The 23,453-nt window shown below is 70.4% G+C and carries 21 protein-coding genes and 2 pseudogenes; 6 read left to right on the forward strand and 17 right to left on the reverse strand.

Going from position 1 to position 23,453, the window contains the following annotated elements:
• Positions 1 to 108 precede the first annotated feature (108 nt).
• Both ACWC09_RS31610 and ACWC09_RS31615 read left to right on the forward strand, forming a co-directional pair.
• Positions 109 to 1,314 (forward strand): right-handed parallel beta-helix repeat-containing protein, encoded by a 1,206-nt coding sequence (locus tag ACWC09_RS31610; RefSeq protein WP_450854330.1) that lies wholly within the window; start codon positions 109 to 111, stop codon positions 1,312 to 1,314.
• Between the two features lie 53 nt (positions 1,315 to 1,367).
• Positions 1,368 to 1,790, forward strand: coding sequence for a (2Fe-2S) ferredoxin domain-containing protein (locus ACWC09_RS31615; RefSeq protein WP_450854331.1), 423 nt, complete (start codon positions 1,368 to 1,370; stop codon positions 1,788 to 1,790).
• Between the two features lie 69 nt (positions 1,791 to 1,859).
• On the opposite strand, the gene ACWC09_RS31620 is transcribed toward ACWC09_RS31615, so the two are convergent.
• The gene (locus ACWC09_RS31620; RefSeq protein WP_450854332.1) at positions 1,860 to 2,555 is read right to left on the reverse strand and encodes a nucleotidyltransferase domain-containing protein; all 696 of its coding nucleotides are present in this window, start codon (positions 2,553 to 2,555) and stop codon (positions 1,860 to 1,862) included.
• A gap of 150 nt (positions 2,556 to 2,705) precedes the next feature.
• On the opposite strand from ACWC09_RS31620, the gene ACWC09_RS31625 reads away from it, so the two are divergent.
• Complete coding sequence (locus tag ACWC09_RS31625) at positions 2,706 to 3,722, forward strand: LLM class flavin-dependent oxidoreductase (protein WP_450854333.1); 1,017 nt, start codon at positions 2,706 to 2,708, stop codon at positions 3,720 to 3,722.
• Between the two features lie 2 nt (positions 3,723 to 3,724).
• Here the strand turns inward: ACWC09_RS31625 and ACWC09_RS31630 are convergent, their stop codons facing one another.
• Entirely contained in the window at positions 3,725 to 4,411 is a 687-nt protein-coding gene (locus ACWC09_RS31630; RefSeq protein WP_450854334.1) for a haloacid dehalogenase type II, read from the reverse strand.
• A 160-nt stretch (positions 4,412 to 4,571) separates the two neighbouring features.
• Between ACWC09_RS31630 and ACWC09_RS31635 the strand changes: the two are divergent.
• Positions 4,572 to 4,784: pseudogene (locus ACWC09_RS31635) on the forward strand (2-oxo acid dehydrogenase subunit E2); the annotation flags it as partial.
• Here ACWC09_RS31635 and ACWC09_RS31640 read toward each other — a convergent pair.
• The 9 genes from ACWC09_RS31640 to ACWC09_RS31680 all read right to left on the reverse strand — a co-directional run bounded on the left by ACWC09_RS31640 (position 4,777) and on the right by ACWC09_RS31680 (position 13,342).
• A complete protein-coding gene (locus tag ACWC09_RS31640) occupies positions 4,777 to 5,364 on the reverse strand; it encodes a hypothetical protein (protein WP_450854335.1) in 588 nt (195 codons plus the stop codon). The pseudogene ACWC09_RS31635 and the gene ACWC09_RS31640 overlap by 8 nt on opposite strands.
• Positions 5,365 to 5,369: 5 nt before the next feature.
• Positions 5,370 to 6,239 carry a carbohydrate ABC transporter permease gene (locus tag ACWC09_RS31645; protein WP_450854336.1) on the reverse strand — a complete coding sequence of 290 codons (870 nt, stop codon included), beginning with the start codon at positions 6,237 to 6,239 and terminating at the stop codon, positions 5,370 to 5,372.
• On the reverse strand, positions 6,236 to 7,174 hold the full coding sequence (locus ACWC09_RS31650; RefSeq protein ID WP_450854337.1) for a carbohydrate ABC transporter permease: 939 nt from the start codon (positions 7,172 to 7,174) through the stop codon (positions 6,236 to 6,238). The genes ACWC09_RS31645 and ACWC09_RS31650 overlap by 4 nt, the downstream gene beginning before the upstream one ends.
• On the reverse strand, positions 7,171 to 8,454 hold the full coding sequence (locus ACWC09_RS31655; RefSeq protein ID WP_450854338.1) for an ABC transporter substrate-binding protein: 1,284 nt from the start codon (positions 8,452 to 8,454) through the stop codon (positions 7,171 to 7,173). Before ACWC09_RS31655 ends, ACWC09_RS31650 begins: the two co-directional genes overlap by 4 nt.
• Before the next feature lie 50 nt (positions 8,455 to 8,504).
• The gene (locus tag ACWC09_RS31660) at positions 8,505 to 9,431 is read right to left on the reverse strand and encodes a DUF6807 domain-containing protein (RefSeq protein WP_450854339.1); all 927 of its coding nucleotides are present in this window, start codon (positions 9,429 to 9,431) and stop codon (positions 8,505 to 8,507) included.
• Between the two features lie 172 nt (positions 9,432 to 9,603).
• Positions 9,604 to 10,887 carry an NAD(P)/FAD-dependent oxidoreductase gene (locus ACWC09_RS31665; protein WP_450854340.1) on the reverse strand — a complete coding sequence of 428 codons (1,284 nt, stop codon included), beginning with the start codon at positions 10,885 to 10,887 and terminating at the stop codon, positions 9,604 to 9,606.
• Positions 10,884 to 11,678, reverse strand: a complete 795-nt coding sequence (locus tag ACWC09_RS31670) for an amino acid ABC transporter ATP-binding protein (protein ID WP_450854341.1) — start codon at positions 11,676 to 11,678, stop codon at positions 10,884 to 10,886. The genes ACWC09_RS31665 and ACWC09_RS31670 overlap by 4 nt, the downstream gene beginning before the upstream one ends.
• Complete coding sequence (locus ACWC09_RS31675) at positions 11,675 to 12,430, reverse strand: amino acid ABC transporter permease (protein ID WP_450854342.1); 756 nt, start codon at positions 12,428 to 12,430, stop codon at positions 11,675 to 11,677. Before ACWC09_RS31675 ends, ACWC09_RS31670 begins: the two co-directional genes overlap by 4 nt.
• A 9-nt stretch (positions 12,431 to 12,439) precedes the next feature.
• Positions 12,440 to 13,342: a substrate-binding periplasmic protein gene (locus ACWC09_RS31680; protein WP_450854343.1), complete on the reverse strand. Its 903-nt coding sequence runs from the start codon at positions 13,340 to 13,342 to the stop codon at positions 12,440 to 12,442.
• Between the two features lie 229 nt (positions 13,343 to 13,571).
• On the opposite strand from ACWC09_RS31680, the gene ACWC09_RS31685 reads away from it, so the two are divergent.
• Entirely contained in the window at positions 13,572 to 14,762 is a 1,191-nt protein-coding gene (locus tag ACWC09_RS31685) for a CdaR family transcriptional regulator (RefSeq protein WP_450854344.1), read from the forward strand.
• A 35-nt stretch (positions 14,763 to 14,797) separates the two neighbouring features.
• Here the strand turns inward: ACWC09_RS31685 and ACWC09_RS31690 are convergent, their stop codons facing one another.
• From ACWC09_RS31690 to ACWC09_RS31700, 3 genes are all read right to left on the reverse strand, one after another.
• The gene (locus tag ACWC09_RS31690; protein WP_450854345.1) at positions 14,798 to 16,408 is read right to left on the reverse strand and encodes a cellulase family glycosylhydrolase; all 1,611 of its coding nucleotides are present in this window, start codon (positions 16,406 to 16,408) and stop codon (positions 14,798 to 14,800) included.
• Between the two features lie 168 nt (positions 16,409 to 16,576).
• The gene (locus tag ACWC09_RS31695; protein WP_450854346.1) at positions 16,577 to 17,167 is read right to left on the reverse strand and encodes a TetR/AcrR family transcriptional regulator; all 591 of its coding nucleotides are present in this window, start codon (positions 17,165 to 17,167) and stop codon (positions 16,577 to 16,579) included.
• An 18-nt stretch (positions 17,168 to 17,185) separates the two neighbouring features.
• A complete protein-coding gene (locus ACWC09_RS31700) occupies positions 17,186 to 19,246 on the reverse strand; it encodes a galactose-binding domain-containing protein (RefSeq protein ID WP_450854347.1) in 2,061 nt (686 codons plus the stop codon).
• Positions 19,247 to 19,634: 388 nt separating this feature from the next.
• Here ACWC09_RS31700 and ACWC09_RS31705 point away from each other — a divergent pair.
• Positions 19,635 to 19,829: pseudogene (locus ACWC09_RS31705) on the forward strand (phosphotransferase); the annotation flags it as partial.
• Here the strand turns inward: ACWC09_RS31705 and ACWC09_RS31710 are convergent.
• From ACWC09_RS31710 to ACWC09_RS31720, 3 genes are read right to left on the reverse strand one after another with little or no spacing between them, the layout of a single operon-like run.
• Entirely contained in the window at positions 19,794 to 20,705 is a 912-nt protein-coding gene (locus tag ACWC09_RS31710) for a YceI family protein (protein ID WP_450854348.1), read from the reverse strand. The pseudogene ACWC09_RS31705 and the gene ACWC09_RS31710 overlap by 36 nt on opposite strands.
• A gap of 19 nt (positions 20,706 to 20,724) precedes the next feature.
• Entirely contained in the window at positions 20,725 to 21,606 is an 882-nt protein-coding gene (locus tag ACWC09_RS31715) for an intradiol ring-cleavage dioxygenase (protein WP_450854349.1), read from the reverse strand.
• Complete coding sequence (locus ACWC09_RS31720; RefSeq protein WP_450854350.1) at positions 21,599 to 23,356, reverse strand: FAD-dependent oxidoreductase; 1,758 nt, start codon at positions 23,354 to 23,356, stop codon at positions 21,599 to 21,601. Before ACWC09_RS31720 ends, ACWC09_RS31715 begins: the two co-directional genes overlap by 8 nt.
• Positions 23,357 to 23,453: the final 97 nt, after the last annotated feature.

The following is a 23,453-nucleotide window of genomic DNA, read 5'->3' on the forward strand; positions in this document are numbered from 1 at the left end:
GCCGTGCGAATTTTTCTCGGGCTCCTCCGCTCACGCGACCCGGGCAACCTTCCCGCCCCGGGCGGCCACTGCTGATCGACACAGCAGCAGGCGGAGGCGGGAGGCCCCATGCGCAACGCAGCGATCTGGACGGCGGCGGCCGTGAGTGCGGCTCTGGTGGCGACCTTGGGAACGGCGGGTGAGGCGTCGGCCGCGACGAAGACCCTGGTGGTGGCGGTGAACGGGGACGATGCCGCGCCAGGGACGCTCGACCGGCCGTTGAAGACCATCCAGAGGGCCGTGGATCTGGCCGGCCCCGGCGACACGATCACCGTACGCGGCGGCACCTACGCCCTGACCGACAACATCACCATCACCGCGTCGGGCACCGCGTCCCAGCCCATCACGCTCACGACCTACCAGGGCGAGCGGGTCGTCGTGGACGGCGAACAACTGCCCGCCAGCCACACACCGGTCGGCGGCAGCATCCCGCGCGCCGAGCGCGGGGCGATCCACCAGGAGGCCTCCCACTGGAGGATCTCCGGCCTGGAGATCGTCAACGGTCCGTACGGCATCTACTGCGACGGCTGCAACGGCAATGTCTTCTCCCACCTGTCCACCCACGACAACTACGAGTCCGGCTTCCAGCTCCAAGGCGCCTCCAGCGACAACCTGATCCTGAACCTGGACAGTTACCTCAACCGCGATCCACGCAAGAACGGCGAGAGCGCCGACGGATTGGCCGTCAAGGAGGGCAGCGGCACCGGCAACGTCGTGCGGGGCGCTCGGCTGTGGAACAACGTCGACGACGGCTTCGACGCGTGGAAGTTCGCCTCGCCGATCCTGATCGAGAACACGGTCGCGTACGGCAACGGCTTCAACCGCTGGAACTTCCCCGACTTCGCGGGCGACGGCAACGGCTTCAAGCTCGGCGGCGGCACGCCGGCACCGGCCGTCGCCCACACCGTCCGCAACAGCGTGGCCTTCAAGAACGCCGCACACGGCTTCACGGACAACGGCAACACGGGCGCGCTGAGTCTGACCCGCGACTCCGCCTACGCGAACGCGGGCACCGGCTTCGACGCCGATGTCCCGGGCGGCACGGCCACTCTCACCTCCGACCTCTCGGTCGCGGACGGGAAGGCCGCCGCCCTCGGCTCGGCGACCGTGTCCAAGGGCAACTCCTGGGATCTGGGCGGGACTTGGAACGCCTCGTCGGTACTCAGCACGGACGCCGGGCCGCTCACGGGCCCGCGCGCCGCCGACGGTTCGCTGCCGTCGGCGCCGTCGTTCCTCGTGCCGCGCAACGGGGCGGGCATCGGGGCGCGGTTCTGACCGGTGCGACCCCGGTGGCTCGGGTCCCCGGCGGCATGGATCATGCTTCTCCCATGCGATCCCGGTTCCCCGCCCCTCGTACGACTCTGATCGGTGCGGCCCAGCAGCGCCCCTGCACGCTCGTCGTGTGCCGGGGCTGCTGCTGCGGCGACCCGCGCAAGCTCCCCGGCACCGACCACGCCTGGCAGCTGGAGCGGCTCCGCGCTGGCGCGGCCGAGTCCGGCTTCCAGGTCCGTACGACCGACTGCCTGGGCCCCTGCGACCAGGCCAACGTCATCGTCGTACAGCCCTCGGCCGCGGGGCGGCGGGCCGGTGGGCGGGCCACCTGGGTCGGGTTCGCGATGGACGACGACTGCACCGAGGAGGTCATCGAGTGGGCGGCGGCGGGCGGGCCGGGCGTCGCCGAGCCGCCGGTGACGCTGGAGCTGCAGTTCATCCAGCCGCCGAGGGACGCACGCGTGCGCTCGCGTCGCTGATCCGACCCGGATCGGCGGGCGACCTCGACTCTTGATGGGAACCGTTTTCACACAGCGTCCTCGTTGCTCTCACCCGACGAGGAGGTTCCGTTCCCCATGGCCGTCCCCGTAGAAGTGCGCGCGGACGCGGCGCAGCCACGCCTCGGCCGGTGCCTCGTCGGGGCGTTCCGGCAGTACGGTCCGGGTCTCGGCGAAGGCGGACTCGTACGCGTCGAGCACCGACCGCGCGGCCGAGGGGTCGGCGGCGACACGCTCGCCGAAGCGGTGGTACTCCTCGGGGTTCTCCACCCGCACCGTCAGCCGCCCGGTGGCGTACAGTTCCAGGCCCTGGTGGCACAGCCGCTTCAGGTGCCGGGCGTGCTTGGCCGTGCGCCTGTCGCTGTCGCGGCCCTGCAGTCGCCGGAACTGCTGGGTGGCGTACCCGAGGTAGGCGTCCCTGACGCGCTTGGCGGACAGCAACGACCCGCGGATGCCGATCAGTTCGTCGCCCAGCGGGGTGCGCACCTCGTACAGCTCGTCCGGCAGCCACACCAGCTCCATGACGGTCGGGTTGCCGCCCAGCGCGAGCCGGCACCACTTCGCGGCCTCGTGCAGCGTGCGGTCCGGTGCCGTGCTGACGTGGGACTCCTTCGGCGTGTGCAGGCCGAACAGCGAGGCGGTGGGCGCGGCAAACAGGCCGAGGCGGTCCACGTCGGAGCCCTCGCGAGCCAGTCCGTACGCGGTCGAGCCGACGATGCCGGACAGCAGGATGTTCGCAACGGTCATGGGCGGCCGCCTTTCCGGGCAGGGCGAAGCGAGCGGGTACGGCCGACAAGCAGGCGCGCCTCATTGTGCTGACCTGCGGGGATCCGGGTCACCCGGTTTTCCGGAGCGCCATGGCGGGAATGCGGCGCCGCCGCGGTTGTTGAAGCCGGTGTGAGTTCCGTGATCGCCGCCACCCGCTTCTCCGTCCTCGACCGCTCCCGCACCCGCGAGGGCCACTCGACCGCGGAGGCGCTCCGGGACACCGTGGGGCTGGCGCAGGAGCTGGAACGGCTCGGGTACCACCGGTTCTGGGTCTCGGAGCACCATGGCGTGCCCGGGGTCGCCGGCTCCGCGCCGACCGTGCTGGCCGCCGCCGTCGCGGGTGCGACGCGGACGATCCGGATCGGCACGGGCGGAGTCATGCTGCCGAACCACCAACCGCTGGTCGTGGCCGAGCAGTTCGGGGTGCTGGAGTCCCTCTTCCCCGGGCGGATCGACATGGGGCTCGGCCGGTCCGTCGGGTTCACCGACGGGGTGCGCAGGGCGTTGGGGCGCGACAAGGGAGACGCCGAGGACTTCGCCGGGCAACTCGACGAGCTGCTCGGCTGGTTTCGCGGCACTTCGGTCACGGGCGTGCACGCCCGCCCCGCCGAGGGCCTGACGGTGCCGGCGTTCGTGCTGGCGATGGGCGAGGGCGCCGACATCGCGGCGCGTGCGGGCCTGCCGATGGTGATCGGCGACCTCCGCAACCGGGAGAAGATGCAGCGCGGCATCGACCACTACCGCGCCCGTTTCCGCCCCTCCCTCTGGGCCCGGGAGCCGTACGTCATCATCTCCGGCACGATCGCGGTGGCCGCCACCCCCGCGGACGCCCGGCGGCTGCTGATCCCGGAGGCCTGGTCGATGGCGCACTCCCGCACCCATGGCACCTTCCCGCCCCTTCCGCCCGCCGAGCGTGTCGAGGGGCTCGCGATGACCGGGAAGGAGCGCGGCTTCTACGAGGCCGGACTGAGCGGACACATCGCCGGCACCGAGGAGCAGGTCACCCACGAACTGGAGACGGTGCTGAAGGAGACGGGCGCGCAGGAGGTGCTGGTCACCACGAGCACGTACGACCGTGCGGCGCTGCTGGACTCGTACCGTCGGCTGTCCGGGATCTTCGGCGGGCCACGGCACCTCACCGGCTGAGGTCAGGCGTCGAGTTGCCCGGCCAGGTCCGCGAGGTCGTCGGCGTAGAGGTCGAACCGGTCCGAGGCGGCGGGTGGGTCGCCGACCGGGCGGGCGACGTAGGCGGTGCGCAGGCCGAGGTGTTGGGCTCCGCGCAGGTCCCAGGCGTGGGCGGCGACCATCAGCAGCCGGTGGGGTGGGCGTCCGGAGACGGTGACCGCCAGTCGGTAGACGGCGGGGTCCGGTTTGTAGGTGCGGGCGTCCTCGGCGGACAGGGCCTGGTGCCAGCGCAGTCCGGCGTGGGCGTTGATGCCCAGCAGGGCCGTGCGGCTCGCGTTGGAGAGGCCGATGAGGGGGAATCGTTCGCCGAGGCGGCCCAGGCCGGCCACGGTGTCGGGCCACGATGGGAGGCGTCGCGCCGACCTGGCCAGTGTCGCCACGGCGGTCGGGGCGTCGACTCCGGCGGCGTCCGCGACGATTCGGGCGGCTTCCCGGTCGAGGGCGTCGCTGGTGGCGTAGGGCCGGTCGCCGTCCACGACGCGGCGCTGCTCGGACTCGATGTGCCGCTGCCAGAGGGACAGGAGCTGCTCGATCCCCGGGTCGTCGAGCGAGGGCGCGAGGGCGCGGATGCCGGCGCGCAGGCCTGCGGGTTCGTCCACCAGCGTGCCCAGCACGTCGAAGACGACGGCATCGATCTCCAGCTCCGGCATGCGAGAGGTCTCCTGGGAGAGTCGGAGGCGTAAGGGTGCCAGTGGGGCGAACGCGGCGGGGAGCCATCCTCATTCCCGCAAGTCATCAATGGCGTTCGGCACGATCTATGGCCAGGGCCTGTTGCGAAAGTCCCGTCGTCCGCCCGTAGGGCGGACCCGGGGTGTCTTCGAGGTCGGGGGCGTCACCGCGATCCTCCCTCACCCGCAGGCCGCGATGCTCGGCGTCGGTCGGATCACGGAACGGCCCTGGGTGGTCGACGGCAGGGTGGAGGTGCGGAAGGTCGTCCAGCTGTCGCTGACCTTCGACCACCGGGTGTGCGACGGGGGGACGGCCGCCGGTTTCCTGCGTCATGTGGTGGGCCGCGTCACCTGACCCGCGCATGACGTACGTCGACCGCCGTGAGCGCCAGAGCCAGCGGACCCGGCGCGAGGAACGCCAGCGGCACCAGCATCCAGGCGCACAGGGCTGCGGTCACCACGGCGAGCAGCACCAGGCCGCTGCCGCCCGGGTCGCGCACGGTTTCCCGGGCGGCCTCGCGCACGGCGGCCGGCCAGTCGGTGAGCGACTCGGGGCGGGCGCACGCACGCAGGCCCACGACCGTCGCCGTCGCCCCGATGGCGGCGGCCGGCACCGCGAAGGCGGGCGCTCCCGGCAGCCCGGCCCGGGCCAGCGCCAGGTCGGCGGCGAACAGCAGCGTGCCCGCGAGCGCGACCACGCCCGCCGCCAGGTCGCCGAGGCGCACCCGTCGCCGTAGCAGAGCGACGTACCGCCCCGCGGTGGCGGGCCGGTCCTCCCCCGCGCCCCGCAGCACCGCGCACGCCGTCGACAGCGCGGCCGGAACGGTCACCAGCGGCAGGCAGACCAGCGCGGTGGCGAGGCCGATGCTGAGGACGTCGGCGAACAGGGTCATCCGCGGGCCGAAGACCTCGCCCGGCTCTCGTGCGGTACGCATGGCCCTCACCCCTTCAGTCCGGAACTGGCCATGCCCTCCACCAGGAACCGCTGGAAGGCGAGGAAGAACAGCACGATCGGCAGCAGTGCGATCACCGACATCGCGAACATCGGGCCGAACGCCGACTGGCTGGAGGCGTCCACGAAGGAGCGCAGCGCGAGGGTGAGGGTGAACTTGTCCGGGTCGAAGAGGTAGATGAGCTGGGTGAAGAAGTCGTTCCAGGTCCAGATGAAGGTGAAGATGGCGGTGGTGATCAGCGCGGGGCGGGTGAGCGGCAGGATCACCTTGAAGAAGCTGCGGAACGGACCGCAGCCGTCGATGCGGGCCGCCTCCTCCAGCTCGCGCGGCAGGCCGCGCATGAACTGCACGATGAGGAAGACGAAGAACGCCTCCGTGGCGAGGAACTTGGGCAGGATCAGCGGCCAGTAGGTGTTCACCAGGCCCAGCTTGTTGAAGATGATGTACTGCGGGATCAGCACCGCGTGATGCGGCAGCATGATCGTGGCGATCATGAAGGCGAACAGCGGGCCCCGCATCCGGAAGCGCAGACGGGCGAAAGCGTAGGCGGCGAGCGAGCAGCTGATGACGTTGCCGAGGACCGCGCCGCCCGCGATCAGCAGGGAGTTGCCGAGCAGCCGCCAGACGGAGACGTCGTTCACGCCCTCGAAGGCGGTCTTGTAGTTGGACCATTCCAGGTGGCTGGGCAGGAGGTCGAGGCTGGCGATGACCTCGTTCGCCGGCTTGAGCGACGTGGCGAGCAGCCAGGCCAGTGGGTAGAGCATGACGAGCAGGGCGGCCAGGCAGCCGAGGTGCACGGCGACACGTCCCCAGCGAATCGGCTTGCGGGACACGGCAGTTGAGGCGGTCGTGGTCATCGGTCCCCCTCGGAGGCGTAGAAGACCCAGGAGCGTGAGGTGCGGAACAGCACCGCGGTCACGGCGCCGATCACCAGCAGCAGCACCCAGGCCATGGCGGAGGCGTAGCCCATGTGGGAGGCGACGAAGCCGCGGTCGTAGAGGTAGAGGGTGTAGACGAGGGTCGAGTCGGCGGGTCCGCCCTTGCCGGCGCTGACCGCGAAGGCGGGCGTGAACACCTGGAAGGCCTGGATGGTCTGCAGGACGAGATTGAAGAAGAGCACCGGGGACAGCATGGGCACGGTGACGGAGACGAACTGCCGCCCTTTGCCGGCCCCGTCGACGGCCGCCGCCTCGTACAGCTCGGCCGGTATCTGCTGCAGCCCGGCGAGGAAGATGACCATCGGAGCGCCGAACTGCCACACCGTCAGCAGTGCTACGGCCAGCAGCGACCAGCCCGGTCTGTTGATCCAACCGCCGTTGCCGAACAGGTGGTCCACCGTGCCGCCGTCGTTGAACAGGGCCCGCCAGACGAGGGCGATGGACATCGAGGCGCCGAGGAGTGAGGGGGCGTAGAACGCCGACCGGTAGAAGCCCTTCCCGTGCCTCATGGTCTTCAGGGCGAGCGCGACGACCAGCGCGAGCGCCAGTTGCAGGGGTACGGCGATCACGACGTACGTCAGTGTCGTCACGACCGAGCGCCAGTACCGCGGGTCCTCGGTGAACATCTGGACGTAGTTGCGCAGGCCCACCCAGTGGGGCGGGTTGAACAGGTCGTAGTCGGTGAACGACAGATACAGCGACACGACCATCGGGAGGAGGGTGAGGACGGTCGCGCCGAGTACCCACGGGGAGAGGAACACCCAGGCGGCGCCCTCCCGTTGGCGCTTCGGCCGTCGTTTCGTCGGGGCCGCCGCCCGGGCCGGCGGGGCGGCAGGTGTCTGTGTCGTCGTCATGACCTCAGCTCCGCCTTCGCCTCGGTGACGTAGTTCTTCGCCGCCTCGCGGGGCGACATGCGCTGGTACGACACCTGGTCGTAGTCGCGCTGGAAGGTGGTCTGCAGGGCGTTGTCGCCGGAGGGCGGGGCCTGTGGCGGGTCCTTGAGGGTGCCCTCCAGCGAGGCCTGGAAGTCGGAGACGGTCTTGTCGAAGTCCTTCAGCTCAGAGGCGGTTCGCTCGCGGATCGTCTCGTTGACGGGGATGCCGCGGGTGGCGCCGAGGATCTTGGCCGCTCCGCTGTCGTTGAGGAGGAAGTCGATGAGTCGGGCGGCTTCCTGGGGGTGGCCGGTGTGGGCGCCGATGCCGAGGAACATCGACGGCTTGAAGTACTGGCCGGGCGTGCCGTCGTCGCCGGAGGGCATCGGGGCGAGGGCGACTCCGGTGGGGATGAGGGCGAGGTAACCGCTGGACGGGGCGTCCCAGTTGAAGTCGGCGGTGGCCTTGCCGCGGCCGAGCGGGGTGTTCTCGACCGAGCCGTCGAGCTGGGTGGTCTGCTCGGCGGGCGAGACGGCGCCCTCGCGGCGCAACCGGTCGGTGAACGTCCACCACTTGGCCAGGTCGTCGGCGGTGAACCCGAGTCCGCCGTCCTTGGTGTAGAGGGCCTTGCCCCGGCCGCGCAGCCACACCTCGAAGGCGTCCTCGCTCTGGCCGGGGTCGGTGGCGCCGGGTCTGCCGGTCTTCCTGGCCAACTCCCGTATGTCGTCGGCCCATTGACTCCAGGTCCAGCCCTTGCGCGGGAGCGGGACCCCGGAAGCCTTCCACGCCTTCACGTCGTAGACGACGGTCTCGGTGCCGCGGCCCTGCGGGATCGCGTACTGCTTGCCGTCGACCCGGCCGGTGGCGAGCAGACCGGGGTCGATCTCGCCGGTCCGCAGGGTGTCCTCGACCTTGCCGAGGTCGAGCAGGACATGCCCTGAGGCGTACTGGTCGATCTGGCGGTAGTCGAGCTGCATGACGTCGGGGGCGTCGCCGCCCGTGGCCTGGATGGCGAGCTTCTGCTTGTAGGCGTCGTAGCCGGAGAACGAGGTCTGCACCCGCACGTCGGGGTGCTGTTTCTCGAACAGGGCGACGGCCTGCTCGGTGCGGGCCGCCCGGTCGGGGTTGCCCCACCAGGTGTAGCGCAGCACGACCTTGCCGCCGCCGGCCGACTCCCCGGATCCCCCGCAGCCGGCCAGCACCGCGCACAGCGCGAGTGCGGCGGCCGACGCGCAGAACCCCTTTGTCCTGTGTCCGGGCATGCCGAGGTCACTTCTCCTCTCCTGGGTCGGATCTGATCAGAGCACGCCGGTCACCACGCCAGACCGGCCAGGTGCGCGGCGACACGGTCGCGGTCCCAGGCACCGTCGGCGACGAGGACGCGGTAGCGGTGGGCGAAGGACTCGCCGGGTGCCAGCTCGAACTCCTCGAAGTACGCCCAGGAGCAGGCGACCATCGGGAACGGCTCCGCGTGCACGAACCAGTGCGACTCGTGGCCGGCCGACTTCTCGTCGAGGTTCTCGGGTGCGTGGGCGAAGACGAGCGTGGAGTGCGCGTCGACCTCGTCGTGTTCGGCGGTGAAGGCGAGCCAGGGGCTCTGCGAGCCGTTGAGTTTCCCGACGTCGGCGTCCGAGTCGGGGGCGAAGACCGTGCCGCCGGTGAAGTCGCGGGGGCCGCGCCAGCCGAGGCCGGTGTAGCCGGCGCGTTCACGGCCGGCGGTGGTGGGTGAGCCGAAGAGGAGCGGCTTGTCGCGGACGTTGGTCAGCCGGATCGACCAGTCCAGCGCCCACGCGCCGGACTCCTCGTCGACGGAGTGGACGGCGACAGCGCGCCGCTCGCGCGCCCACTCCGCACCGCCGAACGCGATCCAGGTGAGGTCCTCGGAGAGATCGAGCCGCTCGCCGTCGGCCTCGACCTCGGCGAATCCGTCGTGCCGCATCGAGCCGACGCGTTCGGGCAGGGCCAGGTAACCCTGCCCGTGGACATAGGAGTTGCCGCCCCAGAAGTTCTGGCCGGAGAGATGACTGGCCGTCATCTGCAGGCCCTTGTGCCAACGGTGGTCGCTGGGCCGGTAGGCGGTGACCGTCCGCCCGGCAAGGGTGCGCACGGGATGTGCGTAGGGCTTGCGGGACTCGAAGGGCTCGGGGTCGGGGCGGTAGACGTACCGGAAGATCTCCGTTCCGTCCGCCGCCGCGACCGCGAGGTGCTCGCCGTACGCATGACTGACTCGTATGCCCATGCGCGCTCCCTGGGGCCAGTGGGGTGGTCACCGTGCATGCAGCACGAGAAAGCGCTTGCGCTCGTGGGCAGACCCTAGACACGGAGCGAATGTACGGACAACCCCTGTGCAGGGATGCGAGGCAGGCCTTCACACCCCGGCACATGTCGAACTCCGGCTGAGCGGCCCGCGTTCACCCCCGAAGCCGCTCGAACCGGAACGGCACCAGCGCCTCCGGCCGACGACCCGTGCGGATGTACTCGGTGAGCCGGTGCCCGGTGACGGGCCCGAGGGTGACGCCGAGCATGCCGTGGCCGGTGGCCGCGAACGCGTTGGCGCAGCCGGGGAGGCGGTCCACGACCGGGAGGCCGTCGGGGAGGAAGGGCCGGCCGCCGACCCAGGGGTCGCGGATCTGGCCGACGAGGTCGTCGGGGTCCTCGAACCACCGGCCCAGGTAGTGCCGACTGGCCAGGGCCACCGCGACGACACGGCGCCAGTCGAGCCGGTTGTTGTTGCCGCTCAGCTCCATGGTGCCGCCGATCCGGGTGGTGGCGCCGATGGGTGAGGCGACCGCCCTGCGCTCACCGAAGTACAGGGTGTGCCGGGGCGCCGGGTCGAGGTCCACCGAGAAGCTGTAGCCCTTGCCGGCCTGGAGCGGCAGCGGCCGGCCCAGGGCGCCGAGCAGGCCCGCCGACCGCATGCCCGCCGCGACGACCGCCGCTGAACAGGGAATCTCGCCCTGTGCGGTGCGCAGCGCCGTGACCCGGCCCCCGGTGGTGCGGAAGCCGAGGGCCTCGGTGTTCTCGTGGACCTTCACCCCGGCCGCGACCAGCGCCTCGCCGAGGCCGCGCGCGAACGCCTCGGGGTCGACCACGCCCTCCCCCTCGACGAGATAGGCGGCGCGGACCTGGGGCGAGAGCGCCGGGTCCAGCAACGGCGCCTCGTGCCCCGTGACCACCTCCTCCGGCATCGGATACCGTCCGTCCGCCATCTCCCGCTGGAGCGCCAGGTGATGACGGGCCTCGGCCGGTGACAGGAAGGCGTGCACCATGCCGGGGCGGGTCAGGGTGGTGTCGACGCCCGCCTCGCGCAGACCGTCGAAGAGATCGAAGGTGTCGCGGTTGAGCTCGGCGATCGCCGCGTACCCGCGCCGGAAGGCGGTCGGTGTGCTGGAGCGCCAGAACCGCCACAGCCAGCGCACGAACGCCGGGTCGGGCAGCGGCCGTAGATACAGAGGTGAGTCGGGGCGGCCCAGGGAGCGCAGGGCGTAGCGCACCACGCCGGGCGCGGGCACGGGCGTCGAGTGGCTGAGGCAGACCCAGCCCGCGTTGCCCCGGGAGGCACCGGAGCCCAGACCGCGCCGCTCGACCACCTCGACCGGGAAGCCCGCCCGGGCGAGGTAGTAGGCGGTGCACAGGCCCACGACACCGCCGCCGACGACCACGACCGGCCCGTCACCGACCACGGCATCGCTCATGACGGGTCTCCGTAGGAAGAGAGGAACTCCCGGGTGCGGGCCTGGGCCGGCCGGTCGAGGACCTCCTGCGGGGGTCCCGCCTCCACGATCCGGCCGCCGTCGACGAAGACGACGTGGTCGGACACCTCACGGGCGAAGGGGAGTTCATGGGTGACGAGCAGCATGGTCATGCCGTCGGCGGCCAGTTCGCGCATCACGGTGAGCACCTCGCGGGTGGACTCCGGGTCCAGGGAGGACGTCGGTTCGTCGAAGAGCAGGACCTCCGGCTTGAGCGCGAGGGCGCGCGCGATGGCGACCCGTTGCTGCTCACCGCCGGAGAGCTGGTCGGGCAGGGCGAGCCCGCGATGGGCCACGCCGACCCGGCGCAACAGGGCGACGGCCCGCTCCAGGGCGTCCGGTTCGGGGACGCCTGCCTTGCGCTGGGCAAGAACGATGTTCTCCACGGCCGTGAGGTGCGGGAAGAGGTGGAACTTCTGGAAGACCATGCCGACGGTACGGCGCAGCCGTGGCAGGTCCCGGCAGACGGTCCGGCCGTCGGCGTGCACCACCTCACCGGCCACCTCGACCGTGCCCCGGTCGGGCCGTTCCAGCAGGTTGACGCAGCGCATCAGGGTCGTCTTGCCGCCACCGCTCTGCCCGATGACGCTGACGATGTGACCCCGGTCGACCTCCAGACTCACGTCGTCGAGGACAAGGCGGCCGTCGAAGGACTTGCTCAGCCCGTCGATGCGGATCACCGCTTCGGTGCGGGCCACGGGGGCGGTCCTCGCCGTGGTGACGGGCTCGGTCATACGACTGCCTCCTTCCGGTCGGCGGCTGTGGGCAGGTCGGCGGCGAGCAGCGCACGGGCCGCGCGCACCCGCCGCCGACGCCGGGGCGACAACGGGACACCGGCCCGCACCTTGCGCTCCAGCAGCAGGAGCAGCTGGGAGAGCGGGTAGCACAGGGCGAAGTAGAGGGCGGAGATGACCAGGTAGACCTCCAGGGCGCGGAAGGTCTCCGAGGTGATCAGCCGGCCCTCCGACATCAACTCGGCGGCCGAGACGGTGACCAGCAGCGAGGTGGACTTCAACAGGTCGACCAGCATGGTGTTGGTGCCGGGCAGTGCCTGCCGCACCGCCTGCGGGAGTACGACGTGCACGAAGATGCCCGCCCGGCCCAGGCCCAGCGCCTCGCCCGCCTCGGTCTGACCCGCGTGCACCCCGCCGATCGCCGAACGGAAGATCTCCGAGAGATAGGCGGCGTAGAAGACGACCAGACTCAGGCAGCCGGCCGTGAACACATCGAGCCGGATGCCGGCCGAGGCGAGGCCGAAGTAGGTCAGGAAGATGATGGCCAGCAGCGGGACGTTCTTGAACACCTCCGTGTAGACCGCGGCGACGGCCCGGGCGGGCCAGGCCTTGCTCAGCCTCAGCAGCGCGACGGCGAGGCCGAGCAGCACGGCGCCGACGAAGCTGACCACCGTGTAGGAGACGGTGCGCCACAGGGCGTCGAGGAGGTCGGAGCGGTAGTCGGACCAGGGGACCTGGAAGAGACCGGACATGTCATCCCCTCAGTTGCCGATGGACGGCGGCGTCCAGTCGCTGGGCCGGTCCACGCCCCGGCGGGCGGTGGCGACATCGGCGGCGGGCTTGAGGAACTGGTCCGGGGTGCCGCCGTACTTCTTCACGAGCTTGGCCATCTCGCCGTCGGCGTACATGGCGTCGATCTGCGCGGAGATCGCCTTCTCCAACTTGCCTGCCTGCTTGGGGAGATAGAAGCCCGTCTGGTACGGCTGGAAGTACTGGTAGGCGGGCTTGGCCTTGACCTCGGCGGCGCTCGGCGGGGTCAGGTACTCGGTGCTGATCTTCAGGTCGGGGCGCTGCTTCTGCGCCGCGATGATGATCAGCGGGTCGAGGAAGCCGACGTCGATGCGGCCGGCGCCGAGGTCGTCGAAGACGCCGTTGGCGTCGGGGTAGGCGTGCAGCTTGGCGCCGGGGACGGACTGGATGGACTTGACCCAGACATAGCCCTCGACGGTGCCCAGGTTGTGGCCCTTGAGGTCGTCGACCGTCTTGTACGTCTTGCCGTTGCGCACGGCCATCGCGGGCGGCGAGTAGTAGGGCGGGTCGGTGAACAGGCCCTGCTTCTGCCGCTCGGCGGACCAGGCCACGCCGCCGACGGTGATGTCCACCCGGCGGGACTGCACGCCGGCCAGCATGCCGGCGAAGTCCGTGACCTGCGGTTTGATCCGGAGGCCGAGCTTCTTGGCAATGGCGGTGAGGATGTCGCCGTCCAGGCCGACGATCTTGCCGCCGCGGACGGTGGTGTACGGGGCGTACGGCTCGACCGCGACCTTGATGACGCCGGGCGTGAGCGTGCCCAGCGCGGCGGTCTTGGCGGAGACGTTCTTCGGGGCGCCGTCGCCGCCGGAGCCGCAGGCGGCCACCGAGGAAAGCAACAGCAGTGTGGACAAAGCGGATATCAGGGAACGCGCACGGATCATGGCTCGGGCCTTCCGTCTGGGCGCTGAAGGAACCCGCCGTTCACCGCGCTGTGCCCTCGGCGGGGATCTGATTGGGGCCATACGCTAGAGATCGACGCGGCAGGCGTCACCGGTCACTCCGTACGAAGTTGTGGCCGAAAACGCCCCCTCCCCTGTACGGTGCGCCCAATCGGCCCACGTCCCCGGCGGGAGGAACACCGTGCTGAGCCCGTCGCTCGCCCAGGAGATCGCCGCGGACACCTCCGCCGTCATCGGCTTCAACGTGCTGATCACCGACGCGGACGGCATGGTCATCGGCAGCGGGGACACCAGCCGCGTGGGCAGCTTCCACGAGGCGTCCGTGGAGGTCATCCGCACCCAGGAGCCCGCTACTCACACCGCCTCGCAGGCCCAGCAGCTGCGCGGGGTGCGCCCCGGCTGCACTCTCCCCCTGGTCACCGGCGGACGGGCGGTGGGCACGGTCGGCATCACGGGCACGCCCGCCCAGGTGCGCCGCTTCGGCCTGCTGGTGAAGCGCCAGACGGAGATCCTGCTCCGCGAGTCCGTGATGCTGCGCTCCCGCCTGCTGGCCGAGCGGGCCGCCGAGAAACTCCTCACCGACATCGCCTCCTACGACCCCCAGGTCGTCGAGGGCGAGTTCCTGACGTTCCGCGCCGCCGAACTCGGCTTCGACCTGCGCCTGTCCCGGGTGGCGGTGGCCATCGAGGTGACCGTCCCCGGCGCGGCCGCCCGGCGGCACCGCGCCCCGACGCAGGACATGGCGCTGGTCCGCTCGGAACTCCTGCGCACCGTCCGTGAGGTCTTCGCCGACCCGCAGGACATCGTCGCCTCCACGGCCCCCGGCTGGATCGGCGTCCTGCACCGCGTCCCGGACCGCACTCCCACGACGTCCCTGCGCGCCTCCTGCCGACGCGTCACCGACGTCATCGCCGCCCAGGACGGTCTCACCGCCCGCGCCGGCATCGGCGAACAGGCGTCCTCCATCGGCGGACTGCACGACTCCTACCAGGACGCCTGCGACGCGCTCCGCCTCGGCTCACGGCTGACGGACGGCTCGACGGTCCATGTCATCACCGACCTACGGGTCCACCAACTCCTCGCGGCCGTAGGGCAACCCGCCCGCAACCGGCTGCTCGACCTCACCACGGCCGACCTGCGCGCCCAACCGGACTGGCCGGCCCTGCGCGACACGATCACCGCCTGGTGCGAGAGCGGCTTCAACCTGGTCCGGGCCTCGGAGACCCTGCACATCCACCGCAACACGGTCATCTACCGCATGAACAAGATCGAGCAGATCACCGGCCGCCCTCTGCGCGAGTACCGCACCACCGTGGCCCTGTATCTGGCCTGTCTGGCGGATCAGTTGGCGGGCGAGAAGGGAAACGACTGATCGGCGAGAGCACCCGCCCTCGCCGACCGGAGCGGTCAACTCGCCGTGCAGGTACTGCCGTTGAGCGTGAACGCGGTCGGGGCCGTGTTGCCGGCGCCCTTGCTGCCGATGAACCCGACGGTGACCGAACCGCCGGCCGGAATGCTGGTGGTGTACGAGGCCGGAGTCACGGTCACCGCCGCGCCGGACTGCGCGGCCGTGCCGCCCCACATGGTGGAGACGGTCTGCCCGTCGGCGAAGGTGAAGCCCAGCGTCCAGCCGTTGATCGCCGCGTTGCCGGGATTCCCGATCCTGATCTCGCCCTGGAAGCCGCCCGGCCACTCCCCCACCACGCGGTAGCCGACGGCGCAGGCGGTGGTCGGGGCCTTGTCCGTGGTGACGTTCACCGTGGCCGAGCGGGTGGAGCGGTTGCCGGCGGCGTCATGGGCGTAGACCGCGAAGGTGTACGCCGTCTCGGCGGTCAGTCCGGACACGGTGGCGCCGTTGGTGGTGGAGGTGGCGACCCTGGTCTCGTCGCCGCCGCCGACACGGACGACGTCGTAGCCGGTGACGCCGACGTTGTCGGTGGCCGCGGTCCAGGTGAGGGTGACGGAGGTCGCCGCCACGGACGAGGCCGTCGGGGTGCCGGGAGCGGTCGGCGCCTGGGTGTCGCCGGAGCTTCCGCCGCCGAAGACGGTGGCTTCCTTGGCGGTCTGGGCGATCCCGTTCGCACCGTTGAAGACGCGCTGCCCCCACGAACTGAGCTGGGTGGGATCGAAGTTGAGTGCCAGGTCCAGGATCGGGTCGGTGTTGCCGCTCCACGACCAGGCCAGATAGCCGAGCTTCAGCTGCTGGGCGGCGGACATCATCGTGTCCTCGTCGGGATCGCCGTACTGGTCGGCGGGGCCGCCGAACTCGCCGATGAGAAGGGGCAGTTTGGCGTTGACGAAGGCGTTGAGGTAGTCGGTGATCTCCGCGGCCGTGTCGAAGACGCTGTACATGTGGATCGAGAAGATCAGGTTGCCGGTGGGGTCGGCGGCGTACACGGACTGGGCGTTGGCCCGCATGACGCCCTGCCAGTCCTGGCCCCAGTTGGGCGCGTCGACCATGATCATGTGTTCGAGGCCGGCGTTGCGCAGCTTCTTGATCGCGGCGATCGTCGGGGCGGTCCAGCCGTCGGGGTCGGTGTTGCCCCAGGGCTCGTTGCCGATGTTGATGACGATGTAGTTCTCCTGGCCGGCCAGCACGCCCTTGAGGCCGATCCAGTAGTCGGCCGCCTCGTCGAGCGTGCCGGCCGCGCTGTCCTCGCCGTAGCCGGTGGTGTCGTGCACCTCCAGGACGCAGATCAGCCGGTTGGCCTTGCACTGGGCGATGACGTCGGCCACGTCGGAGGCGCTGTCCGCGGCCCAGCGGTGGCCGTCGGCGAGGACGACGCGGACCGTGTTGGCGCCCAGCGCCTTGATGTCGGCCAGCGACTGTTCGGTCTTGCCCTGGTACCAGGTGTGGGCTGCGTTGACGCCTCGCATGACGAAGTCGTTGCCGTTGCCCTCGACCAGCCGGCCGTCGCTGATGTGCAGGCCGGTGGCCTGGACGCCGGGCGACTGGGCGCGGGCCACCGCGGGGAACGCGGCGCCGACGAGGGCGAGGCCGAGCAGGGCCGCCAGCATGGTCAGCAGGCCGGATAAAGGGTGCTTGCGGGTTGTGCTTCTTGTTCTTCTCACTGCGGCTCCAGGGAGTGAGCGCCAAGAAACTCAGGCATCGGAGGATGGACGGGGAAATATGGGAGCGCTCCCATGAAGCCACTTCGCCAAGTACACGTCAAGGCGTCGGCCGGATCAGGCCACGAGACCCGCGATATGCGCGGTGACCGTGTCGAGGATGTCGGTCCAGGCCGACTCGTCGCCCAGCACGAGGTAGTTGAGGGTCAGCCCGTCGGTCACGGCGGCCAGATAGCGGGCCAACACCGAGACGGGCACCCGGAGTTCGAGGTCCCGGCTCGCGCGCAGCTGCTCGATCAGCTCGGCGTACGCGATGCCGTACAGCTCGTACTGCCGTCGGGCCAGATGCTCGAACCCGGGCTCACGCAGGGCGTATTGGGTCAGTTCGTAGGTGAGCATGTGGGCGTCGGGGTGCGCGCGGACATGGTCCCAGTACGCCTGGAAGCCGGCCCGGACGGTCTCCTCCAGCGTGGCCCTGGGCCGGAGCGCCTCCCTCACCACGGTCACCGAGGAATCGGTGAGGGTCGTGATGACGGACTCGACCAGGGCCTGCTTGGACTCGAAGCAGTAGTGGAAGACGCTCAGGGACACGCCGGCCTCGGCGGCGATGGACCGGGTCGTCGTCTTCGCGACACCGTCCCGGGCCATCGCCCTGATCGCGGCTTCGGTCAGCTGCTCGCGCCGCTGCACCGACGGCATACGTGCCATGTCGCGTGAACCCCTGCCTCAAGCGCTGTGGACCCCGACCTCGTACAGCGAGTATCCCCAGTCGGTGCCGCGATCGAGGCCATGGACACGGACGTAACGCGCCGGTGTGCCGGTGAACTTGGCCGTGTCCAGACCGCCGTCGCCGGAGGTGGTGGACCAGGCGGTCGTCCAGGTGGTGCCGTCCGTGGAGAGTTCGATGCGGTACGACTTCCCGTACGCCCGCTCCCAGTCCAGAGTGACCTTGCCGACCAGGTGAGTCGAGCCCAGGTCGACCTGCCACCACTGGTCGTCGCTCCAGTCGCTGGCCCAGCGGGTTGCGTCGTCGCCGTCGACGGCGCGGCCGGGCTGGTAGCTGGTGAAGGGGTTCGACTCGGACGAACTCGCCGTCGCCGTCTGCCCCTTGGCGAGATTGACGGAAGCCTGGTGCTGCTCGGTCGCGCCCCAGGTGTCGAGATAGGACTCGGCGCCCCGGAAGAGGTCGTCGACCACGCTCTGGCCGCCGACCTGCCGTATGTCCTCGATCCAGTCCGGGATCATGCCGACGTGTGCGGCGCCGTCGGTGTTGATGTCGAAGGTGCGCTCGCCGGACGTCTGCTTGTCGATGACGGAGCCGCCGTCGACGCTCTTGAACGGGTACGTCACCTTGTTGGTGGCGTCCGCTCCGCGCGGGGCGGGGTGGTCGCCGATGCCGTTGAAGTCGGTGCCGAAGCCGTAGCCGACGTCGTACTTGTCGCGCAGGGCCTTGGTGCGGGCCGCCTCCGTGACGAAGGCCTCGGAGCCGTGCATGTACTGGGCGGCGAATCCGCCGAGGGCGTAGACCCGTTCGGTCCAGTTCAGGTCCATCCAGCTGTGGGAGGAGAGCACACCGGGGTAGGACTCGGACTCCAGGATGTCCAGCGCCTGGCCGACCGCCTTGACGCTCATGTGGTCGATCTCCAGCATCATCTTGCGTTTCATCATGCCGTGCACGGCGTACTCGCCGAGGTCGGTGAGCCCGCGCTTGTTGCACTGCGCGTCCGAGTCGTACGAGGGGACGTCCACGCCGGCCGGCAGGTCGTCCTCCGCCTCGGACGTGGCGTTGCCGATGGGGTTGTCGTGCTGCGGTCCTGTGCACTTCTCGGTCTGCCAGAAGGTGCCGGTCGACAGGAACTGGCCGACGTTGATGGCCGTTCCGAGGCCGCCGGAGTCGAAGCGGACGCCGCACAGCGCGTTGTCGAACTTGTGGCACAGGAACATGGAGCGCACACCGAGGGAGTACAGCTCGTCGAGTCCCTTGTCGATGTCGGCCTTGCTGCACTGCGGGATGTCGAGGATCTGCTTGCAGCCGAAGGGCTCGGAGGTCTCGACGCCCAGGATGACGGCGAGCTTGCCCTGCTTGATGACCTCACGCGCCTGCGCGCTGTCGGTGACGATCCGGAACCAGCCCTTGCCGCTGCCGCCGTACATCGTGTCGATGTAGTCCTGGAGCGCGTACGTCATCCTCGCCTGCAGCCGGATCGAGGTCATCTCGTCGCAACTGCGGTCCTTGAAGGGGTAGATGGAGCAGATCATGCCGTTGGTCACGAGGTCGTTGACCAGCACCCGCTGCCCGCCGCGCCAGGCCCGCTCCACCCAGGCGTAGTAGTTCGCCTGATGGGTCATCGAGTCGTAGGCCGGCCAGTCCTTGAAGGTCGGCCAGCCGACCGGGTCGTGCTTGCCGTCGCCGCCGTGGGTGATGTAGTCGAAGATCGCGAGCGTGCCGTCGGGGTAGTGCTCCGGACAGTCCTTGAGCGCGTCGGCGACGCCGTTCTCGGAGAAGACCTTGCCGCAGATCAGCCGTCCGCCGAAGGCCTCGTTGCCGAAGAGGTGGTTGTGCGCGTCGACGAACCCCCGTACTTCACCTGCGGAGTCGGTGCCGGTGAAGGGCTCGCCGGTGACGTTGATCTGGACGTCCGGGGTGGGTCGCGCGGTGGGGTTCCACCAGTCGTTGCCGGCCGCCGAGCTCGGCGTGGGGCCGAGGACTACGGCCAGCGCCAACAGGAGCAGCGACAGCACGGTGACGTTCTTGCGTCGGCGGTACGAGCGTCGGGTCGGCGTCACTGCCCACGTCCCTCGGTCGGCGGAATGGCGCGGTCGACGGGCCCAGGAGGCTCTCGACAGGCCCAGGAGGCGATGAGCCCAAGGGCGTTGATGAACTCATGGGGTTGTCATGACCGGCGCAATATCTGGGACGAGGATCGGGGCGGCGGCTTTCCGAGTCAAGAGTCCGGGACGCTTGACCTGATGGATACGCCGGCTCGCACGGTCAGAACGTGAGCACCACTCGTCCCCGGGGACCGCCCGCCTCCAGCAGCCGATGCGCTTCGACGGCCTCTTCGGCCGGGAGGCTCCGAGCGGCGCCCGGGGTCTCGAACAGCACGGATGGGCGGAGGCACGGCCGGCGTCCAAGCGGGTGGAGCATGACGAACGGCGCACCGACCAAGGAGAAGCTTGGAATCTGCTGCCCGCCGAGGCACGGGAGGTGTTCCGGGAGTCCCTCGGTGTGGACGACGCGACCTGGCGGCGCGGCCGGGGGCGGACGCTGTCGCAGACGGTGATCGCGCTGCCGTACCACCGGACGACGAATCCGGCGATGGCGGGCAACGCTCTACTCGGGCGGCGTGGGCGTGTCGTGCGTGCGGTACATCGCCTGGACGTCCAGCTCCAGTTGGACCGTCGGGCCGACCACCGCGATGCCGCGGGCCAGCATGGAACGCCAGTTGAGGGTGTAGTCCTCGCGGTGCAGTTCCGTCCTGGCCAGGGCGGCGCAGCGCAGCTCCTCGCCGTAGCCGCCGTTGACCATGCCCAGGTAGGTGGTGTCCAGCGACACCGAGCGGCTGACGCCGTGCATGGTCAGCGTGCCGAGCAGGGTCCACTTGCTGCCGCCCTTGTAGGCGAAGCGGGTGCTGTGGAAGTCGATGTACGGGAAGTGGTCGACGTCGAGGAAGTCGGCCGAGCGCAGGTGGGTGTCCCGGGTGTTGTTGCCCGTGGTGATGCTGGACGCGTCGATACGCACATGGACGCGGGAGTCGGTGATCTCGGGGGTGATCTGGATGCCGCCCTCGAACCGCTCGAAACGGCCGTGCACATGGGCCATGCCGACGTGCTTGGCGATGAAGCGGATCGCCGTGTGCGGCGGGTCGAAGAGCCAGGTGCCGGGGACCGGGAGGTCGGCCTGGCGGCCCGGTTGGAGCCATACCTTCTGTGCCGACAGGCCCGCGTCGGCGACGACTTCGATGGTCTCCCGGTGGGGTTCCAGCCCCTGCGCCACGACCATGAGGCTGTAGCCGCCGGGCGGCAGGGTGGCCATGAACAGGCCGTACGGGTCCGTGGTGCCACGGGCCGCGACCTGGTGGCTGCGGAGCTCCGTCACCGTGACATCGGCGGCGCCCAGGGGCTGGCTCACCGGGTCCAGGACCTCACGGACGACGACGCCCGCACCGGCCGGCACGGGAAGCGCGAGGCCCGCGGCGCTCCCGGGGGCATTCCTGAATCGCCGCCGGAGCAGTCCGAGGGGCATGAAGTTCACCTTCCAGATCTCAGTGCTTGGGGGCCGGGTCGAGTACGAGGTCGAAGCGGGCGTGGCGGAAGGGGGTGGGGACGCCGAACTCCCGTGCCAGGGAAGGGTCGTCGTTCGCGTCGAAGTCCTGCACGAGGCTCTCCTTGACGGCGAACACCGCGTCCGAGTCGAGGTAGTCGCTGTCCGCCACGAAGATGTGCGTGGTGACCGGCGCATGCCCTTCGGCCGAGGCGATGAAGTGGATGTGCGCCGGGCGGTACGGATGACGACCGGTGGCCGTCAGCAACCGCCCCACCGGACCGTCCGTCGGGATCGGGTACGGGCTCGGCACACAGGTCCGGAACCAGAAACGGCCCCCGGCGTCCGCCGTGAACAGTCCCCGCCCGTTGCCCGGTGGCTGCACCTCCGGCTGCTGGACGTCGTAGAACCCCTCGGCGTCGGCCTGCCAGACGTCGATCACCGCGCCCGGCAAGGGAGTTCCGTCGAGCGACAGCACCCGCCCGCTCACCACGCAGGGCTCGCCGCCGCCCACCAGGTCGATGTCCGCGCCCAGTTCCCGGACCGGGGACTCGGTCATGTGGAACGGGCCCAGGACGGTGCCCTCGGTGCCGTGCCCGTCGCTGTTGAGCGTCTCGACGAGCATGGAGACGCCGAGCACGTCCGACAGGAGGACGAACTCCTGCCGGGTGTCCGTGCACGTCTGCCCGGTCGCCGTCAGGAAGTCGATCGCCCGCTCCCACTCCGCCATGGTCGGCCGGGTCTCGCGGACGAAGGCGTGCAGGTGACGGGTGAGGGCGGTGAGCACCTCGCGCAGGCGGGGATCGGCCGTGCCGTCGAGGCTGTCGACGACGGCCTCGGTCAGGTCGCCGCTCAGGTCGTTCCCCTGCCCCTCGTCAGGCATGCCCGAGGACCCGTCGCACCGCGTCCGACAGCAGCCGCTCGGCGTCCGCGCCGGACGCCGCCGCGGTGGCGTGCCGGAAGGCGACGTAGCCGTCCGGCCGTACGAGCAGCGCGCCCCCGTCGGCGACCTCGCTCAGCCGCGCCCAGTCGCCGTAGGGGTCCTCGTACTCCTGGCCCGGTCCGATGACGACGGTGGCGATCTCCAGGTCCTGCGCCTCGGCCGCCCGCAGCCAGTCCTGGCCGCCGATGCCCGTGATCAGGGTGAAGCGGCCCCGGCCGACGGTGTCGAGGGTGGAGAGGGTGCGGGTGCCGGACGTGATCCAGGTGTGCGGGAGCTTGGCGCCGGGGCGGGAGGTGGGCTGGTGGTAGAGCTCGGGGTCGCGGTCGAAGCCGGGATCGTCGGTGCCGTCGGGGACGATCGCGGCGGACGTGTAGCGCTGGTTGAGGTCGACGCCGTGCGCGTTGAACTCGTAGACCTTGAAGGCGATCGCCTCGCGGAGCTTCGCGCGCTGCTTCTGGGCGGCCTCGGTGTCGTCCTTGCGGGCGGCGATGTTGGCCCACAGCTGCTCGGGCGTCTGCGGGGAGAGGCCGTCGAGGGCCTCGAAGATGGGGGCCGTCTCACCGATGGACTTGTTGGCCCGGGTGACGATCTGCCGCCCGATCGGGGCGCGTTCGGCGGTGTAGGTGTCGAGCAGCTTCGGGGAGGCCGTGCCGTCGAGGACGAGCTTGAGCTTCCAGGCCAGGTTGTACGCGTCCTGGATCGAGGTGTTGGAGCCGAGGCCGTTGGACGGCGGGTGGCGGTGCGTGGCGTCGCCGGCGCAGAAGACACGGCCGTCGGAGTAGGTCTCGGCGTACATCTCGTTGACCGTCCAGGCCGAGGACGACTTGATGGTCACCGGGATCTCGTCGTCGCCGACCAGTTGGCGGACGATCGACTCGGCGTACTCGGTGGTCAGGTCGGGGGTGCCGGCGGTGACGTCGTAGCCCCAGACGATCAGCCACTCGTTCCACGGCCGTACGCAGCGCACCAGGCCGGCCCCGATGCCGCCGACGGTGGCGCCCGGCGCGAGGACCCAGTACAGCGTGGACGGACGGTGGGCGGTGTACCTGCTGAGGTCCGCGTCGAAGACGATGTTGATGCTGCCGGCCACACCCATCTGGCCGCCCATGGGGAGTCCGGCGTCCTCGGCGACCTGGCTGCGGCCGCCGTCGGCGCCGATCAGGTACCTGGCGCGGATGGTGTACTCGTCGCCGCGCAGCCGGTCCTCGACGGTGACCGTCACGCCGAAGGCGTCCTGGACGAAGGACTTGTAGACCGTGCTGAACCGCAGCTGGGTGCCGCGCGCGACCGCCGCGTCGATGAGCACCGGCTCCATCAGGTGCTGGGGCATGTCGCACATGCGGGTGGGGCTGGCGAGGTCGTGCGCGGCCTGGACGAGCGGGTCGTTGCCCCAGGAGCGGACCCGGCCGAGTTCCTCGCCGGCCAGGCTGGTGCAGAAGGTCGTGTTGCCCATCAGGTGCTGCGGGGTCGCCTTGGCGATCACCTCGTCCTCAACGCCGAGGTCGCGCAGCACCTCCATGGTGCGCTGGTTGGTGATGTGCGCGCGGGGGGTGTCGGCGAGGCTCGCATAGCGGGTGACCACGATGTTCGGTACGCCGTAGGTGCTCAGGGCGAGCGCGGCGGAGGCGCCTGCGGGACCACTGCCGACGATCAGTACGTCGGTCACGACATCGGGCTCGACGGTGTGCACGGGGAACGCTCCAGGGACATGAGAACAGGCGCCGACTGTTCAAGATCATGTATGCGGACCCGGGGGCGTGGGTGTCTCAATTCGAGACAGTGCGCCG

The sequence above is a fragment of the Streptomyces sp. NPDC001617 genome (assembly GCF_053596855.1).

What these genes read in the sequence shown, in the direction of transcription:
- ACWC09_RS31620 (WP_450854332.1), bottom strand. Translation starts at nt 2,555, where the DNA reads ATGACCGTTGCGAACATCCTGCTGTCCGGCATCGTCGGCTCGACCGCG.
- ACWC09_RS31650 (WP_450854337.1), bottom strand. Translation starts at nt 7,174, where the DNA reads ATGACGACGACACAGACACCTGCCGCCCCGCCGGCCCGGGCGGCGGCC.
- ACWC09_RS31675 (WP_450854342.1), bottom strand. Translation starts at nt 12,430, where the DNA reads ATGTCCGGTCTCTTCCAGGTCCCCTGGTCCGACTACCGCTCCGACCTC.
- ACWC09_RS31640 (WP_450854335.1), bottom strand. Translation starts at nt 5,364, where the DNA reads ATGCGTACCGCACGAGAGCCGGGCGAGGTCTTCGGCCCGCGGATGACC.
- ACWC09_RS31690 (WP_450854345.1), bottom strand. Translation starts at nt 16,408, where the DNA reads ATGCTGGCGGCCCTGCTCGGCCTCGCCCTCGTCGGCGCCGCGTTCCCC.
- ACWC09_RS31660 (WP_450854339.1), bottom strand. Translation starts at nt 9,431, where the DNA reads ATGGGCATACGAGTCAGTCATGCGTACGGCGAGCACCTCGCGGTCGCG.
- ACWC09_RS31695 (WP_450854346.1), bottom strand. Translation starts at nt 17,167, where the DNA reads ATGGCACGTATGCCGTCGGTGCAGCGGCGCGAGCAGCTGACCGAAGCC.
- ACWC09_RS31615 (WP_450854331.1), top strand. Translation starts at nt 1,368, where the DNA reads ATGCGATCCCGGTTCCCCGCCCCTCGTACGACTCTGATCGGTGCGGCC.
- ACWC09_RS31645 (WP_450854336.1), bottom strand. Translation starts at nt 6,239, where the DNA reads ATGACCACGACCGCCTCAACTGCCGTGTCCCGCAAGCCGATTCGCTGG.
- ACWC09_RS31610 (WP_450854330.1), top strand. Translation starts at nt 109, where the DNA reads ATGCGCAACGCAGCGATCTGGACGGCGGCGGCCGTGAGTGCGGCTCTG.
- ACWC09_RS31715 (WP_450854349.1), bottom strand. Translation starts at nt 21,606, where the DNA reads ATGCCTGACGAGGGGCAGGGGAACGACCTGAGCGGCGACCTGACCGAG.
- ACWC09_RS31665 (WP_450854340.1), bottom strand. Translation starts at nt 10,887, where the DNA reads ATGAGCGATGCCGTGGTCGGTGACGGGCCGGTCGTGGTCGTCGGCGGC.
- ACWC09_RS31655 (WP_450854338.1), bottom strand. Translation starts at nt 8,454, where the DNA reads ATGCCCGGACACAGGACAAAGGGGTTCTGCGCGTCGGCCGCCGCACTC.
- ACWC09_RS31630 (WP_450854334.1), bottom strand. Translation starts at nt 4,411, where the DNA reads ATGCCGGAGCTGGAGATCGATGCCGTCGTCTTCGACGTGCTGGGCACG.
- ACWC09_RS31710 (WP_450854348.1), bottom strand. Translation starts at nt 20,705, where the DNA reads ATGCCCCTCGGACTGCTCCGGCGGCGATTCAGGAATGCCCCCGGGAGC.
- ACWC09_RS31670 (WP_450854341.1), bottom strand. Translation starts at nt 11,678, where the DNA reads ATGACCGAGCCCGTCACCACGGCGAGGACCGCCCCCGTGGCCCGCACC.